General features: G+C 34.4%; 15 protein-coding genes. 10 read left to right on the top strand and 5 right to left on the bottom strand.

Annotation, left to right across the window (positions count from 1 at the left end):
* Nucleotides 1-68 precede the first annotated feature (68 nt).
* Nucleotides 69-668 (top strand): hypothetical protein, encoded by a 600-nt coding sequence (locus AC07N0_RS10475; protein WP_494589143.1) that lies wholly within the window; start codon nt 69-71, stop codon nt 666-668.
* A 31-nt stretch (nt 669-699) separates the two neighbouring features.
* On the top strand, nt 700-1,452 hold the full coding sequence (locus tag AC07N0_RS10470) for an ABC transporter ATP-binding protein (RefSeq protein WP_494589142.1): 753 nt from the start codon (nt 700-702) through the stop codon (nt 1,450-1,452).
* 10 nt (nt 1,453-1,462) lie between these two features.
* Here the strand turns inward: AC07N0_RS10470 and AC07N0_RS10465 are convergent, their stop codons facing one another.
* Both AC07N0_RS10465 and ruvC read right to left on the bottom strand, forming a co-directional pair.
* A complete protein-coding gene (locus tag AC07N0_RS10465) occupies nt 1,463-2,701 on the bottom strand; it encodes a hypothetical protein (RefSeq protein ID WP_494589141.1) in 1,239 nt (412 codons plus the stop codon).
* 149 nt (nt 2,702-2,850) lie between these two features.
* On the bottom strand, nt 2,851-3,414 hold the full coding sequence (gene ruvC / locus AC07N0_RS10460; protein ID WP_492799628.1) for a crossover junction endodeoxyribonuclease RuvC: 564 nt from the start codon (nt 3,412-3,414) through the stop codon (nt 2,851-2,853).
* A gap of 39 nt (nt 3,415-3,453) precedes the next feature.
* On the opposite strand from ruvC, the gene AC07N0_RS10455 reads away from it, so the two are divergent.
* The 7 genes from AC07N0_RS10455 to AC07N0_RS10425 all read left to right on the top strand — a co-directional run bounded on the left by AC07N0_RS10455 (nt 3,454) and on the right by AC07N0_RS10425 (nt 10,431).
* A complete protein-coding gene (locus AC07N0_RS10455) occupies nt 3,454-4,446 on the top strand; it encodes a lysylphosphatidylglycerol synthase domain-containing protein (RefSeq protein WP_494589140.1) in 993 nt (330 codons plus the stop codon).
* Between the two features lie 35 nt (nt 4,447-4,481).
* Entirely contained in the window at nt 4,482-5,597 is a 1,116-nt protein-coding gene (locus tag AC07N0_RS10450; protein ID WP_494589139.1) for a glycosyltransferase, read from the top strand.
* Nucleotides 5,598-5,654: 57 nt separating this feature from the next.
* Nucleotides 5,655-6,446, top strand: a complete 792-nt coding sequence (locus tag AC07N0_RS10445; protein ID WP_492799625.1) for a sialate O-acetylesterase — start codon at nt 5,655-5,657, stop codon at nt 6,444-6,446.
* 77 nt (nt 6,447-6,523) lie between these two features.
* Nucleotides 6,524-7,174 (top strand): polysaccharide deacetylase family protein, encoded by a 651-nt coding sequence (locus tag AC07N0_RS10440; protein WP_494589138.1) that lies wholly within the window; start codon nt 6,524-6,526, stop codon nt 7,172-7,174.
* Between the two features lie 27 nt (nt 7,175-7,201).
* On the top strand, nt 7,202-8,212 hold the full coding sequence (locus AC07N0_RS10435) for a glycosyltransferase (protein ID WP_494589137.1): 1,011 nt from the start codon (nt 7,202-7,204) through the stop codon (nt 8,210-8,212).
* Between the two features lie 220 nt (nt 8,213-8,432).
* Nucleotides 8,433-9,218, top strand: coding sequence for a TatD family hydrolase (locus AC07N0_RS10430; RefSeq protein ID WP_494589136.1), 786 nt, complete (start codon nt 8,433-8,435; stop codon nt 9,216-9,218).
* Nucleotides 9,219-9,366: 148 nt separating this feature from the next.
* Nucleotides 9,367-10,431: an asparaginase gene (locus AC07N0_RS10425; RefSeq protein ID WP_492799619.1), complete on the top strand. Its 1,065-nt coding sequence runs from the start codon at nt 9,367-9,369 to the stop codon at nt 10,429-10,431.
* Nucleotides 10,432-10,585: 154 nt separating this feature from the next.
* Here the strand turns inward: AC07N0_RS10425 and AC07N0_RS10420 are convergent, their stop codons facing one another.
* The 3 genes from AC07N0_RS10420 to AC07N0_RS10410 form a co-directional block, all read right to left on the bottom strand.
* Entirely contained in the window at nt 10,586-11,032 is a 447-nt protein-coding gene (locus tag AC07N0_RS10420) for a MarR family winged helix-turn-helix transcriptional regulator (RefSeq protein WP_494589135.1), read from the bottom strand.
* A gap of 158 nt (nt 11,033-11,190) precedes the next feature.
* Entirely contained in the window at nt 11,191-14,274 is a 3,084-nt protein-coding gene (locus tag AC07N0_RS10415) for a lantibiotic dehydratase (RefSeq protein ID WP_494589134.1), read from the bottom strand.
* Between the two features lie 123 nt (nt 14,275-14,397).
* Nucleotides 14,398-15,114, bottom strand: coding sequence for an SDR family oxidoreductase (locus AC07N0_RS10410; protein WP_494589133.1), 717 nt, complete (start codon nt 15,112-15,114; stop codon nt 14,398-14,400).
* Nucleotides 15,115-15,546: 432 nt separating this feature from the next.
* On the opposite strand from AC07N0_RS10410, the gene AC07N0_RS10405 reads away from it, so the two are divergent.
* On the top strand, nt 15,547-16,836 hold the full coding sequence (locus tag AC07N0_RS10405; RefSeq protein ID WP_494589132.1) for an MFS transporter: 1,290 nt from the start codon (nt 15,547-15,549) through the stop codon (nt 16,834-16,836).
* Nucleotides 16,837-16,937 lie beyond the last annotated feature (101 nt).

The following is a 16,937-nucleotide window of genomic DNA, read 5'->3' as shown; positions in this document are numbered from 1 at the left end:
TTAATATTTTTTGCGTTGCCTTATGTGTATGTCAACCCTAAAAAACAGTAGTGCCTATCAGGTAGTTTATGAAAAAGACTTTGGGATATGTGCCTTTATACTTAAATAAGACTAATATCAAAATACTGAGAGATTCAGTTATCTCAAAAGCATACTATACAAAAGATAATAAAATTTGGAGCCTAAAGTCAGGACAAAGCTATTCTGAAAAAGTAGAAATTAATAAGGTATTAGCAGAGGCGGGTTTCTATAATGAAGATATAATGACTGTTTTTACAGGAACCAGATTTGATAAGTATTTCTTTGGGAATGTATCTCAAAATAATGATTTAGTTAAAATTGCTGAAATATTAGATAGAATTGAAGGAGACAAAACCATTGGTATCGTTTATAGAAGCCATACAATGTTGGTTTATCCTTTTTGGAAACTCTCTCAAACTAATCAAGGAAACAATACCTTTGAATACATTTATTATTCTAAAGAGATAAGAAATGTTTATAATAAAAATAAGCCTTATGACTATATTGTTTCAACGGTTTCTCCGAAAAAACTAGCCATTTCAGAAAATGATATTAAAAAGATATATCGACTGCATGAGTACTTCTTGATAGAATTATCAAAGCCTTCAACAAAAACTTATTATTGGGAAGAATACAAATTTAAATGAGTTACTTTGGGTAAATTTTGCGGAATTAAGGATGTTAAAACTAGAGAATATAGTTAAAAAATATGATGATAAAACAGTTGTTGATAATGTTTCAGTAGAAGTACAAGCAGGTGAAATTTTAGCAATTGTAGGAGAGAGCGGTTCGGGAAAAACTACTTTTTTGAATATCATTTCAGGAAACATAATGCCTGATGACGGAAAATTATGGTTAAATAACGAGCCAGTCGATTTATATTTTAATAGATTAATCAGAGACTTCCCTAATATCAAGCTAGTTCCGCAAGATTATAGATTAAAACCTGAACACAAAATTTGGGAAAATATAGACCTTGCTCTTACTCAATATACCCTTGAATATCGAAAAGAAAGAGTAAAAGAGTTATTAGCACTTTGTGGGATTACGGCAGTAAAAGATAAAAAGCCAAGGGAAGTGTCGGGTGGAGAAAAGCAAAGAACAGCTATTGCGCGTGCCATTGCTGAAGAACCATTAGCCTTGCTGTTGGACGAACCTTTTAGCAATTTAGATTCGATTAATCGTACAAAATTGCGGTCAAAAATTGTTGAGATTATCAAAAAAGAGCTGATTGCTTGTGTATTAGTAACGCACGATTTGTTAGATGCTTTTTTGGTAGCGGATAAAATTGCGATTATGCACCAAGGGAAAATCTTGAAAATAGATACGCCACAAAATATATATGATGAACAAACTGATGAGTACATCCAACATTTTGTTCAGAGTGCCATTGAGCCTATCAAAGTTTTTCAGGAGCGGTATGTTTTATGAGCTATCACCATCATAACTCAAATGAAATACCTTCAGATTCTTTCTTGTCAGCATACAAAATAATCTCTTCTTTTTTACCATTAACAGTAAAACGAATGGCAGTAGTATTTGCCCCTTCGCTACCAGTATTATTGGCAAAAACTGTTAAGATATTTTTCTGATTAGAGTTGATTCTCAAAGTCACAATCTTAGATTTCTTTGTAAGTAAATGCTTCTCAAGGATGTATTGCCCATTAAAACAAACTGAAATGATGTCGCCATCTGCATTTTCATGGTCAAAAAGTTCGATGTTTAATAGTTCATTACCTACTTTAAAATGATGCTTTATTTTTACTCTTCGCTCCATTTCGCAGTAAATTTTATCAGCTTTCCTACCTAGATATGGTTTTGAGAGAGTTTTGATAGGAAGGTTATAAGAGATTTGAAACCCGATGTAGGCACCACTTTCTAAGGCTGAAGTTGAAGCGACCACTTGGTTATTAGTAATGCCCGAATAGGTATTGGACACCAGATGTTGCAAGGGAATACCCACCCTGATGCCCATATTCAAAGAACGCATATCATTGGCAGGTCGCCAATAGGTTTTACCAATTTCAAAGAAAACCATGTTTGATTGCTGATTGACAACTTTACTTTCTATTCTAAAGCCTTGTCCGTTAGCCACCCAATCTTCGCTTTCTTTGGCAGATTGGCTGAGGAAATTCATCGTTCTGGCACCTACTTCCAAATAATTTCTTACTTCACCGAGCGCCCTTCTTCCTCTCGACTTAGAAGTATACGTTAGACTTGCAGAAAAACCAGAATAACTAATGGTGTTTTGCCAAATGCTTGATTCTTTGCCATTTATTACAAAATGATAAGGGTCTTTAATCGAATAACTACTTGGAGCGCAAGTATAATATGCACCAATTTCGGTTTTGAAAATTCTGTTATTGCGTAAAAGCTTGGTATAGTTAATGCCCAAATCAAAAGAACCAATCAACCCATAGAGGGTTGTTTTACCATCTTTATTAACACTAGAATTGATAGGCAGGGCAGTAAATGGAAAAGGTGTATAAGAAAATGCTCCTTGCTGATATCCGTTTGTGATAGAATTACTTTGTGGTAACCCAAAGGTAAATAATGTAGCCGAAGGATGAATGCTAATAGTACTGATGCCCTGTTTATTAGAGATTTGAGCATCAAGAACATTAAGCCTTAATAGACACAACAAAAACACAGTAAAGAGCTGTAGAGCACAAGTTTTCATCCATTAAGTAAGTTTGAGATTATTCAAATTAAATAAAGCTATAATATTTTAAGTTATCCATGTGAAATAAAGTGCTGTATGTCAAAACTTTAAGTCTTCGTAGAGAACCGCTCAAAGCTCACCACTCAAAGCTCCTAGCTAATAAAACCCTATTTAATTCTTTCAGGATTTTCATTCACAAAAGCTCCCCAACCTTTTTTTGTACCCTTGTTCGTTGCCATGATGCTAGTACCATGAAAATGATGACAAACAGCAATACCCAGCGCATCGGTGGCATCAAACATTTTGGCATCTAGTTTCATTTTTAGCAACTGGTCTAACATATGGGCCACTTGTTCTTTGGAAGCATTACCATTGCCCGTCACCGATTGCTTTACGGTCTTAGGGGAATATTCTACAATTGGTATTTCACGAGAAAGCGCTGCCGCCATCACTACCCCTTGTGCTCTGCCCAACTTTAGCATCGATTGTACATTTTTTCCGAAAAAAGGTGCTTCAATAGCCATCTCATCAGGCATGAATTCTTCTATCACCGAGATGATTCGTTCATATATTTTCTTTAACTTAATTTCCTGCGTGCTATATTTGCTAACATTGATAACGCCATATTGTAAAACCTTTATTTCATTGCGTTGAACCAATATCACACCATACCCCATAAAACGAGTACCTGGGTCGACGCCTAAAATTATTTTTTCTGTATTATTTACCATTTCTTAGCACAAAAATTTCCGTCTCTGCTTTATCTTTTCATGCAAAATACCAACGAAACAAATCCTAAAACAAGCATTTTATCTGAAAAACTATTTTCATTGTTCAAAACATTGCTTTTCGTCGTGATTGTCTGGATGCTATACAAGGCTTTTGATAAAAAACAGCAAAATATTGATAGTTTGCTGTTGGAATGCCAAAAAGCTTTTGTTGTAAAGAATCTGTGGAAAGGACTTTTGTTAATACTATTAATCTTTTTTAATTGGGGGTTTGAAGCCAAAAAATGGCAACAGTTAGCCCTGAAAGTTGAACAGATTTCGCTAAAAGAAGCCTTCAAGGGAGTATTGATGGGCTTGTCCTTAGGATTTATCACCCCAGCGAACTTAGGAGATTATGCAGGAAGAATGTGGAAGTTTAAACAACAAAAAAGAGCAGAAAGCATAGGGGCTATTCTTTTGGGCAATGGCATACAATTTTACATTTCTTTGCTATTTGGTACCTTGTCTTTTGGGTATTTTTTGGTTACTAATAACCAAATCATGATAGGCATTAATGGCATCATTATGCTTTTATTAATATTGAGCTTGCTACTGGGCTTTTTTGCGTATTTAAAACGACATTTATTTTATCTTTTTGTACTAAAAATACCTTATTTGAAAAAGTTCGCACACAGTGTGAAAATCCTAGAGTATTTTAGTAATGAAGAGGTGAGAAAGGTTTTTCTATGGGGACTAATGCGTTATTTTACTATCTCGCTACAATTTGTATTGGTCCTATTGATTTTTGAAGTCAAGTTGAATGTAATAGATTTATGGACAATCTCATGTTTGATTTTTCTGGTTAAAACCATTGTTCCTGCTATTAATTTCATAGGCGATTTAGGGATTAGAGAATTTTCTGCCATCTACTTTTTTGGTTTTTATCAAGTAAATCATGCGGCCGTTATTACCGCCACTTTTGTCCTTTGGTTTATCAATATTCTGTTTCCTGTATTAGTAGGAAGCATTTTAGTGTTGAAAACAAAGATTCTTTAATAGTTACTAGTTAACCAACAACCACAAACTAAACTATGCTCTTATTTATCATCTTGATGATTACCGCCTTTTACTTTATTTTCAATCTGATTTTGATTGTCGTTTGGAAAGAAATGAGGGCAAAACATAAAATACCTCCTGTTCAGAGAGATACCAAACTCACTGTGATTGTGCCTGTAAGAAACGAAGCTAATAATATTTTACAGCTACTTCAAGACCTTAATCAACAGACCTATCCTTTTGAAAACTTTGAAGTAATTATTGCCAATGATGGTTCAACAGATGATACTGAAAACATCGTGTTGGCATTTCAAGAAATCGCTTATTACGAACTCAAAGTGTTAAACCTATTGAATGATAGTAGTGCTTCGCCCAAAAAGAGAGCCATTCAAAAGAGCATAGAAATATCTTCGGGGGAATTATTAATTACCACTGATGGCGATTGCTCTGTGTCGCGTGATTGGCTCAGTTCAATCCAGCAGTTTTATGAAACAAAGCAAGCTAAGTTAATCAGTTCGCCTGTCACATTTACAGAAAAAAACACCTTCTGGAATACGATTCAAATCATAGAATTTGCTAGTTTGATAGGGTCTGGTGCATGTGCGATGTATCTGAAAAAGCCCAATATGTGCAATGGTGCCAATTTGGCTTATACGCGCGAAGTATTTGAGGAAGTAAATGGTTTTGCAGGAAATGAAATGGTGGCCTCAGGTGATGACGAATTTTTGATGCACAAAATTGCCAAAAAATACCCTGATAAAGTGTTTTTTAATCCTGATGCGGATGCAATAGTTAGCACAACGTCGCAAGAGGATTTATCACACTTTTATCAACAAAGACGACGATGGGCAAGTAAATGGAAACATTATGATAATTGGCAGGTATCGGCTTTGGCTATCTTCATTTTCTTGGCTAATCTTAGCGTATTAATCGCCTATTATTTGATAAATGAATATTTGGGTATAGGTATTTTGCTCCTAAAATTTTCTGCAGAGTTTTTCTTTTTATCGTTAGTCGTTACGTTTCTGGGACATCGAAATAAAATCATTTATATTCCTTTTGTGCAATTATTTTATCCATTTTATGTAGTCTTTTTTGGACTATTAGCACAAGGGAAAGGATATCGTTGGAAGGGCAGAAAATTGCAGTAGAAAAACTTGAAAAAGAGCTTTAAAAGGTACAATGAAAATATACTTTTAAATAAACCCATGATGAAAAATATAGCTTTCTTAATAATAGCTAGTATTGTTTTTGTTAGTCAAACTTTCGCACAAGCTCCTACACAAATAGATTCAAATTTTGATATTTATGTTTTAATGGGACAGTCTAATATGGCTGGCAGAGGTAAGATAACAGAGGAATATCAAAAAGAAGTTAACCAAAACATATTTGTATTAACCAAAGACAATACTTGGGCTGTTGCCAAGCATCCACTTCACTTTGATAAGCCCCAAATAGTAGGCGTAGGCCCTGGATTACAATTTGCTTTAACGATGCTAGAGGCCAATAAAACTAAAAAGATTGGACTAGTACCTACCGCAGTAGGCGGAACATCAATTAATCTGTGGAAACCCAATGCTTATGATGCTAGTACAAAAACACATCCATTTGATGATGCTGTTCGTCGGATAAAAGAAGCCATGCAGTATGGGGTAATAAAAGGCATTATTTGGTTGCAAGGAGAAACAGATGCTAGTCCTAAAAAATCAGAAAATTATGAGGTTAAATTTAAGATGATGATAGATTCAGTGAGGGTATTGGTGAATAATCCTAAACTACCTGTTGTATTGGGCGAGTTAGGGCAATACCGTCCTGAATATGTTCAATTTAACCATGACTTATTAAAAACAATTCCTTCCACCATTCCTTATACTGCTCTAGTATATTCCAAAGGATTAGTTCATAAAGGCGATACTACACACTTTGATGCTCCATCTGCTGAAATGTATGGGAAACGTTTTGGGAAGGCAATGATTAAGTTGCAGAAGAAGAGTAAGTAAGACTTCTATCGGTTGATTTATATGCTTAGAAAGCTTTAAATTGCACAAAATCTACTTTACAACTAAGACACAATTCCATGTTTATCCATAAAACCAATTTCTTGATGCGGGCTTTTTATCCAGATTTTGTCTGGAAAGTAAAGAACGCAGAAAAAGCAATTTATCTTACTTTTGACGATGGCCCTATTCCAGATGTAACAGCGTTTGTGTTGGATGAATTAGCTAAATTTCATGCGAAAGCTACATTTTTTTGTATTGGTGATAATATCAAAAAACATCCCGAAGTATTTAAAAAAATTGTTGTTCAAGGGCATTCCATTGGTAACCATACCTTTAACCATTTAAAAGGGTGGAAGACTGAGGATGAACTTTATTTTCAAAATTTTCAAGAATGCGAAGCCATTATTGAAACAAATGACTATTATTCTTTGGCTCAAAACGCGGTGTTGGCAAAGAAAAAATTTCGTCCGCCTTATGGACGTATTAAGAAAAGTCAGGCTAAAGATATTTTACCAAGTCACGACATTATTATGTGGGATGTACTTTCTGGCGACTTTTCTAAGGATTTATCACCAGAGAAAGTCTTGCAAAAAACGATGCAGTATACAGAAAGCGGTTCGATAGTATTATTTCATGATAGTATCAAAGCCAATAAAAATATGTCTTATGCTTTGCCAAGAGTATTATCACATTTCTCAGAAAAAGGTTTTACTTTTAAGGCATTATAAAACGAATGTCATATTTACCTTTCCTGAATGAAGATTTCCTCAAGACCAAATGTAACTATCTGGATTGCGGCCAGAAATGAAGAAGATACTATTTTGAAATGTCTTCAATCGATAGCCAACCTCCATTATCCTCAAGAAAACCTGCAAGTATTAATTGGCAATGATCAATCTGAAGACCAAACCAAAGCTTTGGTTGAAGATTTCATTAAAGAAAAATCACATTTTCAACTTATTGATATTCAGAAGGTAATTAATCACCAACGTGGTAAAGCGAATGTATTAGCAAATTTATACGAGTATTCAACAGGTAAATATTTCTTGATTTGTGATGCTGATGTGACTGTAAACCCTGATTGGGTAGAAGGGATGATTGCTAATTTCGAAGCTAATGAAAATATTGGTCATCAAGTAGGAATTACTGATATTAAAGGCACTAATCTGTGGCATCATTTCCAGTCTATCGACTGGCTTCATGCACTTACATTATTAAAAATAGCCGCAGATTTAAAAATTCCTTTAACAGGTTTGGGCAATAATTCAGCCGTCACTCGCAAAGCTTATGAAGCTACAGGGGGCTATGCCAAAATTCCTTTTTCAATTACAGAAGACTTTGCTTTGTTTCATGAAGTAGTGAATAAAGGTTTTGGGTTTAAAAATACGATTAACCGAGCAGTGTTTAATCAGACACTCCCGATGATTAATTTGAAAGAATTTCTTCATCAAAGAAAACGGTGGATGGTCGGAGCGTTGCAATGTCCGTGGTGGATTGTGACGTTACTTTTTCTACAAGCCTTATTACTTCCAATTTTACTAATAGTAGGCTTGTCTTTTTCTTGGCAATTGGCAGGTATCTTATGGCTGATAAAATGGCTTAATCAAAGTATTACTGTTTTACCAACAATTTTAAAATTAAGGCGATTTCACCTGATAAAACACTTAATTTTGTATGAAATCTATGCAAATTGTTGGCAATTAACCATGATTCTATTTTATTACTCACCCGTGGCGGTAGATTGGAAAGGAAGAATTTATAAGTGAGGAGGTTCTTAGTTTTGAGTAAGTGAATTGTGAGTGATGAGTTGTCATTGCTTAACTCAGGCTACTTATTTTGACAATGTAATTTATCCCTAGGGAGGGACTTAAGTCCCTCCCTAGGGATAAATTAAGAATATTAATTTTAGAACTTTCAAGCCTTTTAAAAAACAAAGCTTATTGCCTACAGCTTAAGGCTTATAGCTAATCCCAAGAAAACAATATAATGAACAATTTATCATCAACATTACAAATCATTGAAACTCACGCACATATTTATGACGAAACCTATTTAGAAGATCGTGACCAAATGCTAGAAAAAGCCTTTTCGGCTGGTGTTTCGCAAATCTGGATGCCTAATTGTGCTGCTGAAACAATTCAAGGAATGATGGCGTTGGCAGCACAATATCCTGAACAATGTTTTCCGATGATGGGGCTACATCCATGTTATGTAAAAGAAGATTTTGAGAAAGAATTAGCCATTGTAGAAGAATGGCTGAATAAACATCAATTTATCGCTATCGGTGAAATTGGGATGGACTTATATTGGGATAAAACCTTAGTCAAACAACAAGAGGAGGCTTTTTTATACCAATGTCAATTAGCAAAAAAACATAATTTATGGATTGATATTCATTCAAGGAATGCCTTTTGGGAAACTGTAGCATTGATTGAAAAAAATGCAGACCCAAATCTAAAAGGAATTTTCCACTGTTTTACGGGAACGTTAGAAGAAGCCCAAAAAGCCATTGAATTAGGGTTCCTTTTGGGAATAGGAGGAGTAGCTACTTTTAAAAACGGGGGACTTGATAAAATTTTGCCTAACATAGATTTAAAATCAATTGTGTTAGAAACAGATGCCCCTTATTTAGCGCCTGTACCTTACAGAGGTAAAAGAAACGAACCGTCGTACCTAACGATTATCGCACAAAAAGTAGCGGATATGATGGCTTGTAGTGTAGAAACAGTCATCGAACAAAGTACAAAAAATGCTATTAATTTATGTAATTAATGGGTGTTTATTAGTAACGGAATAACCTTCAAAACCCTTTACTATTAGCTGGTGACTTAAGTCACCAGCTAATAGTAAAGGATATTTTATTAAAGAATCCTTCATTGTATAAAACTTATATTTACCATTTATAATTCATTCAGCAAACATGTATAATATTATAAAAATCAACACGAAAGCTCATGGCAAAGGCGATGTAAAAGTACTCGTTATTTATACAGGAGGAACTTTAGGAATGGTGTATGATGCAAAATCTGATGGTTTAGTACCATTTGATTTTGCTCAGATTCCTGAAAATTTGCCTGAAATGGCTCGTTTAGATTTCGATATTTCAGTACTTACTTTTGATAATTTATTGGATTCTTCTAACATGAATCCCACGGTTTGGATTACTTTAGCCAAAATCATTGGTGAAAAATATCATGAGTACGATTCATTCGTAATTCTCCACGGAACGGATACGATGGCTTATACCGCTTCGGCTTTGAGTTATTTATTAGAAAATCTCAACAAGCCTGTTATTCTTACGGGAGCTCAGTTGCCTATTGGAGTAGCTAGGACAGATGCTAAAGAGAATTTTATTACAGCCCTTGAAATTGCAGCCGACCGAATTAATAATGCTCCTGTTATTTCAGAGGTATGTATATATTTTAATTCAATATTATTAAGGGGCAATCGTGCAAGAAAAAACGAGAGTGTTCAATTCAATGCTTTTGAGTCAGAGAATTATCCAGTTTTGGCAGAAGCAGGCGTGAAAATTGAATATAATAAGCCTTATATCAAGCACCATCATCCTAATGCTAAATTAATTGTGCATGATTGTTTGGATGAAAATGTAGTAATCTTGAAAATATTTCCAGGAATCTCTGAAAAAGTAGTTAGAAGCATATTGGGTATTGAGGGATTAAAAGGTGTTGTGATGGAGACTTTTGGTTCTGGTAATGCACCAACCGTACAATGGTTTCTAGATTTGATGAAGGAGTTTATCGACAAAGGAATTATTATTTATAACGTATCTCAATGTAATGGTGGCAGAGTAACGCAAGGGCATTATCAAACAAGCCAGTATTTACAAGAAATTGGGGTAGTAAGTGGGGCAGATTTAACGACCGAAGCTGCTATTACCAAGTTGATGTATGTATTAGGACAAAACACTTATTTTGCGGAGAAAAAGAAGAATTTGAGGTATTCAATAGCAGGAGAAATGTCTTAATAAATAAGAAATCTGTAATTTTTAGACAAAATTTTCTCGCAGCTTGCACAGATAAATACCGCTGATTTACGGAGATTTTATGATAATTTTTCAGCGTAAATCAGCGCTATTTATCTCCAAAAATCAGTGGGTAAATAATATTTTATCACACTAACTAGTGTGTAATATTATTATAAATAGCATCCAGAATCTTTACGAAAGTTTTGTAGTCTTCTTCTGATAAATCACCCCAGCCTTTTCTTCTTACTTCTACAACCAGCGGAAAAGCTTGCACAAATATTTCTCTGCCTACATCTGTTAACGTAATCATAAATCTACGACGGTCGTTAGTAGCCATTTTTCTTTCGGCAAATCCTTTTTTTACCAATAAATCAATTATTCTGGTAACTGTCGGAGCATCCTTCACGGTCATTTCTGCCAATTCATTCTGACTAATACCAAATTCTTCGTGTCTTTTGATATGATCTAATAAAACCCATTGGTCAACAGTAAGGTCAATATTGGCATCGTCTAATTTTTTTTGAAGAGAAAGCCTGATTTTTTTGATAGTAGTATCTATTTTAAAAAAGTAAGCTCTGGTATCAGCAGGATTTGTAGTCATTGTACAATAAAAAATGAAGATTGAAAAGAAGTCGATAGAAAAAACATTTCTCTACTTTCAAATGAAATAAGACACTAATCAACATATTGGTTTTAATTAAACTAAGTAGTCAAAAGTACAGTTAAATTTAATTCAAAATACATTTGTAATAATCAATTTTAGCTTTTTTTACTTTTTGCTTTTTCAGCTTGGTAATAACGATACATAAAATCATAAATAATCAATTCATGAAAACGCTGATTATCTGCAATAGAACGATTGACGGTCATGTGAATAGTATCGCTTAAGAATTGAGCGACCTCATTTTCATTTTTAAGTTTTTTTATTTCGCTAACACAGGCTTTTATCAGCTCACTTTTATGTTGAATGCTTTCAAAAAGAACAACATATTCCTCCTCAATTTCTTTGGCTAAAATTCCTTCAATCGTTTTTCTATTTTCTCTAAAACGCTTATCCATTTGCAGTTTCAGATGCTTATCCACCTTGAATTCTTTTGCAAAACTATCTTTAAGATGAGTCATTAAACCAAGTTTTTGATTCAATGAAAACTCAAAATCATTCAAATAAGCATCTATTATTTTAATAGTAAACTGCCAACGGATTTGTTCTCTTTCGTCGCCCCAAGTTTGTTCTAATAGCTTTACAATCGCTTCGCTATCGTGGAAAAAGATACTTTCAGCTAAAGCGATAGCATCGGCTCCATATCTTTCAAGTTCTCTTTGATAGGTATCAAACTGAATTTTTCGGATAATTCCTTCTGTTTCAAGATTTGTTAAGGCTTCATTTAAGGCGATAACTAGCTTACCTAAATATTGTAAATCCGTAAAATGGAACCTTACTCTGATATGATTGTCAGGGTCTAGATAACGAATAAAAAACCATTTATCTATTACCTTTTCTGCGAAGAATTGTTCTACCAACGGTTTTATGACTTGTGTCAAAATATCATCAGCAGCTTTTACCCCTGAATATATTTTTACATAAAGCCATTCAGAGCCTAAGGAAAATTTACGTCTTGGGTCATTGTTCGCTTTTTTGATAGGAAGAATACCTTCAAAAACAGTTTTCTTATTGATTAAAGATGCAATAAATTGATTCGTGAAAGTCTCCCCATCTTGATTAATAACAATATCACTTGCTGTGTTGAACAAAAATTCCTTTAATTCAATGTCTTTTCTATTTTTAATAGTATCCAACCATGTTTGCACACTCAACAAATTATCAGTGTTTACTAAAAGCTCATTATCGAAATCTGCTAATACAAAGCGAGTCGGTATTGCCCATTTTTGTGTGAAATCTTTGAGGGAAGCTAATAAATTATCAGGAGAGCAACTGATTAACTCCTGATAATCTTCTTTCTCAAATTTCCATGTGGCAGATTCTATGATAATATTTTTAAATGTGATTCTTGGTAGAAATTTAGCGTTAGGTACTACATTTTTCCAAGAAATATTAAAGGAAATAGGTATATTTTGAGCCTGTAAATCACACAAGAAATAATAAATGGGTAACGCATTTAGCGAATAGCTATGAGCATTACTTAATCTAGGAATAATTTCTTTATTAAGTCGTTTTGATATTAACTTGATTTTCTTTTGGCTGTAATTAACAGAAACCATTAAGTCTTCCAGCAAAATTTGATTTTGCTCGGGCAATGATGATTTTGCTAAATAGGGAATTTCGTAAGGCCAGAAAACGGGATGAAGTAAAATATTGCCAATCCTGTTTTCGGGTAAATGCACGATTTCTGCAAAGATTACCTCAGGATTAAGTGCTTGTTCCTTCTGTGCAATCTCTTTTGTAATATTAAATATTTCAGCATCAGTATGTGCAAACCTGCCTAATAAGCTCATGGCAGTGGCTCCTCCTAATTTTTCAAGATAAATAGGATATTGTTCGTCACCTGTTAATCGGAATATTAATGAAGTAGAACTTGGGACTTTATAGTTTTTTTGTTGAAAATGCTGTAATTCCTTCACATTCAATGCTATCTCATAAGCGCCCTGTTTATTTGCTACTAAATATTGCTTGAAGAGGTATTGCTTAAAAGCATTTTGACGAAGTACTATTTCATCTTTTTCGATACTCGGCATTTCAAAACCATTGGCAATGGGGGTATAATTGCTTTTTCCCGTTTGCCCATAACCTATGCCTGTTTCAGTATCAAGGGCTACCAAAAGAGGAACTTCTTGCCCTTCGTATCGGTCATAAAACTTTTGAATGAATTCTTCTTGCAGTGGATTGATAGGCTTTTGACCAAGCTGAAACAAAACCTCAGCAACTTCGCTTAGTTGTTCTTGATAAGTAAAAGAAAGCTTTTTTTGATTGAATACCTTGACCAAATCAGTCTGAAATAGTTTCCCATCTTCAAACGGAACATCCATTTGCTTAATCAATGCGATGATTTCCTGATAAGCAGTTATATCATTTGATTGATGAGCGTCTATGTTTTTTAGCTTTGCTTCGATGTTTAATAATATTGGGCTATATTGTTCTTCGACCTTAATATTTTGAAGAACTTTCAACATTTGCTGGGTCAATCCTTCGCCTGTAATGGCTGGTTCCAACTCGTTAACCAATAGTTGAGCATCCACCAATTGCTCTATGAAGTCGGTTGCTTCTTCTTCCGAAATATCATCATCTATTAAATAGGGTACAATATCCTGTATTTTAGCACCTCTTTTACAAGTATCTAGCACTAAAGTGATGTATTCAGACCATTCAAAAGCGGTGATTTGATGCGTTCTACGTCCTTCAATATACTTATATTCTATGTAGCGTATTTCACTACCAATTTGGTAAATACTTGAATTGGGATAATACTTTAAATGTTTTTTGATAAGCGGAACTTCTGATAAACTTTGTGCCAAAGCACCAGCATAATGCATATCTAAACGAGTACTTCTCTGCTTTTCAGAGGCTAGCTGTAGGTTGGTTTCTTCATCCCATTCAACGACAGAGCAACCTGCAAAGAGACCAAACGGAGTACATCTACTACTCATTCTGCTGTAATATTTACTGATTGAATAAGCTATTTTCTGGGCTTTCTTAGGGTCTGATATTTTGTCATCTTTCCAGAGTAGTGCTTCATGATAGAGGACTGGTGAGGCTAGGTAAAGTGCTTCTGAAAAAATAGGAAGATTGATTAAATCTTTCAGAAATGCTTCTGAAACATCATCTATAAATGGTAGTGATGGTGTTCTGACAATAAGTTTTTTCAGAAATTGATACGTATTTGACATTAACTGTTTATTACTGGTTTGACGTTACCATCAAAATTAATGTTTAATGCCTGAAATTTTATTATTTATTTATAAATACAACAACATACAGTAGGGACGAATGCAATTCGTCCCTACCTATTTTTAATACTCTTGGCTCATAGGATGAATCATCAATTCATCAATCACCACATGTTTAGGTGCTTCTAGGATATAAGTAATCGTATCAGCCATATTTTGAGAAGTTAAATATTGCGCTTGATATGGGTCTCCTTCTGGACGCGTATGAAAATAAGTATCCACCAAACCAGAATACACTACCGAAACCTTGATACCATCTTTACGAACCTCCTTACGAAGAGCCATAGAAAAAGCATCTTGTGCATATTTTGAAGAACAGTATAAAGAACCACCATCAAAAACACGCTTGGCAACGTCTGATGCAATATTGATAATATGCCCTTCGCCAGCCGATTTCATAAATGGAACAGCCTCTCTACAAAACAGGAAAGTACCCTTTACATTGGTTTCATAAATAGCATCCCATTCCTCTGTAGTTATATCTGTAGCCTGTTTAAAAACGCCAAAGCCAGCGTTATTAACCAAGGCATCGATTTTACCAAAAGTGCCAATGGTAGAAGCAATTGTTTCTTTTACAAAAGCCTCATCACCTACAGAACCTACAAATATTTCAGCCTTTGCACCCTTAGCTTCTATTTCAGTTTTCAACGTACTAAGTTCAGCCTTACTTCTTGCTACTAAACTCAAGTTTACCCCTTTATCGGCTAACAATAAAGCTAATGCTCTACCAATCCCTTTACTTGCACCAGTTACTAAAATGGTTTTATTTTGAAGTGACATAATTTGTTTTTGTTTATAAGAATTATAGTTAAATATTTCATGCTAAGTTGATAAAATTAATAGAAGCAATAATTCTTCTTATCCTTATTTTGAATAATATTTTGATGATTAACAAAACCTCCAAACATTTCGCTATAATGTTCCCCGCAAAATGTAAGTTTCCTATCCGAGTATTAATATGGTTGAGTTCAGGGTTTTAAGATGAAAAAACTGCTGTGACATAAAATTATTTTGTTACAAAGTGACCAATTTACAGGTATTTTCTACTAGTAAACAACTAAAAGGAGTATTTTCCCATACCAAAGAAGAAATTTTTAGTGAATTTAATGAATTGACTAATCTGGTTTTTAAGCAAAAAATATTACATTCAACTATATTTGCTAAATACTTATAATCAATTAATGCAGAGTATATCATATCTTAAATCGACCCATGAAGAATAATCCTAAAACTTTAACCGCCTGGACAATGTACGACTGGGCAAATTCTGTACACTCTCTGACCATTACCTCCGCTATTTTCCCGATTTATTATCCTATTGCAGCAGTAATGTTGCCATCAAAAAGCAGAACCTTAGATTTTTTTGGATTTCAACTCGAAAATACCGTTTTATATTCATACGCAGTTTCAGTGGGTTTTTTATTACTAGCATTTTCTGTTCCCTTAGTATCGGCCATCTCTGACTATACAGGCAACAAAAAAGCGTTCATGCGTTTATATTGCTACCTTGGTGCTATTAGCTGTATGTTCATGTATTTTTTTGTGGAAGGGAGCTATTATTTAGGCACTTTTGCTTTCTTATTTTCAATCGTGGGTTGGGGGGGAAGTATCGTTTTTTATAATTCTTATCTACCCGAAATCGCTACGGAAGACCAATACGACAGGCTATCAGCCAGAGGTTTTACCATGGGATATATCGGTAGTGTGATATTATTGATTCAAAACCTTACAATGGTGCTAAAACCAGAATGGTATGGTGGGATTACTGGGGGAGAGGCTTCAAGAATTTCATTCCTGACTGTAGGTATTTGGTGGATAGTATTCGCTCAATATTCATTTCATTATTTGCCTGATAACGCTGTTGCTCAAAAACATGGAGGAAACTGGATTTTTAATGGGTTTAAGGAATTAAAAAAGGTATTTCATGAATTAGAGAATTTAAAAAATACCAAGCGTTTCTTGAGTTCTTTCTTCTTTTATAATATGGGAGCACAGACTGTCATGTATCTTGGAGCATTGTTTGGTAGTGAAGAGCTAAAATTGCCTTCTGATGCATTGATTGTAACGGTACTATTGATACAACTGGTTGCTATTGTAGGAGCGTATCTTTTTGCGAAGATTTCTGGCAACATTGGTAATACTAAATCGCTATCTATCATCGTGGTTTGTTGGGTAGTTATTTGTATTGCTGCCTATTTTGTTACTACCCGTGATCAGTTTTATATTTTGGCAACGGGTATCGGGTTTGTAATGGGCGGAATACAGTCGCTTTCACGCTCTACTTATGCAAAACTAATTCCAGAAGGAACGACAGACACTGCTTCATACTTTAGCTTTTATGATGTTTGCGACCGCCTTTCAACAGTAATTGGTACGTTTATGTTTGGCTTGGTCAATCAGCTAACAGGTAGTATGCGTATGAGTGTACTTATCCTCACAGTTTTCTTTATCATTGGTTTAGTGATTTTATCAAGAGTGCCTTCTCAGAAGGTTTATCGATAGCTATAAGCTATGAGGCTTGAGCAATAAGCTTTGAGCTGTAAGTAAGTCTTAAGCTATATTATGTAAGTTCAAACTAAAGGCTCATAACTCATTGCTCAAAG

Source organism: Arcicella sp. GW821-FHT09D11 (assembly GCF_059416265.1).
This window is presented reverse-complemented; position numbering and strand designations above follow the sequence as displayed.

Bases quoted from the DNA above. Each gene is read 5' to 3' on its own strand.
- AC07N0_RS10405 (WP_494589132.1), top strand. From the start codon at position 15,547: ATGAAGAATAATCCTAAAACTTTAACCGCCTGGACAATGTACGACTGG.
- AC07N0_RS10425 (WP_492799619.1), top strand. From the start codon at position 9,367: ATGTATAATATTATAAAAATCAACACGAAAGCTCATGGCAAAGGCGAT.
- AC07N0_RS10445 (WP_492799625.1), top strand. From the start codon at position 5,655: ATGATGAAAAATATAGCTTTCTTAATAATAGCTAGTATTGTTTTTGTT.
- AC07N0_RS10440 (WP_494589138.1), top strand. From the start codon at position 6,524: ATGTTTATCCATAAAACCAATTTCTTGATGCGGGCTTTTTATCCAGAT.
- AC07N0_RS10450 (WP_494589139.1), top strand. From the start codon at position 4,482: ATGCTCTTATTTATCATCTTGATGATTACCGCCTTTTACTTTATTTTC.
- AC07N0_RS10465 (WP_494589141.1), bottom strand. From the start codon at position 2,701: ATGAAAACTTGTGCTCTACAGCTCTTTACTGTGTTTTTGTTGTGTCTA.
- AC07N0_RS10435 (WP_494589137.1), top strand. From the start codon at position 7,202: ATGAAGATTTCCTCAAGACCAAATGTAACTATCTGGATTGCGGCCAGA.
- AC07N0_RS10410 (WP_494589133.1), bottom strand. From the start codon at position 15,114: ATGTCACTTCAAAATAAAACCATTTTAGTAACTGGTGCAAGTAAAGGG.
- AC07N0_RS10415 (WP_494589134.1), bottom strand. From the start codon at position 14,274: ATGTCAAATACGTATCAATTTCTGAAAAAACTTATTGTCAGAACACCA.
- AC07N0_RS10420 (WP_494589135.1), bottom strand. From the start codon at position 11,032: ATGACTACAAATCCTGCTGATACCAGAGCTTACTTTTTTAAAATAGAT.
- AC07N0_RS10470 (WP_494589142.1), top strand. From the start codon at position 700: ATGTTAAAACTAGAGAATATAGTTAAAAAATATGATGATAAAACAGTT.
- AC07N0_RS10475 (WP_494589143.1), top strand. From the start codon at position 69: ATGAAAAAGACTTTGGGATATGTGCCTTTATACTTAAATAAGACTAAT.
- AC07N0_RS10430 (WP_494589136.1), top strand. From the start codon at position 8,433: ATGAACAATTTATCATCAACATTACAAATCATTGAAACTCACGCACAT.
- ruvC (WP_492799628.1), bottom strand. From the start codon at position 3,414: ATGGTAAATAATACAGAAAAAATAATTTTAGGCGTCGACCCAGGTACT.
- AC07N0_RS10455 (WP_494589140.1), top strand. From the start codon at position 3,454: ATGCAAAATACCAACGAAACAAATCCTAAAACAAGCATTTTATCTGAA.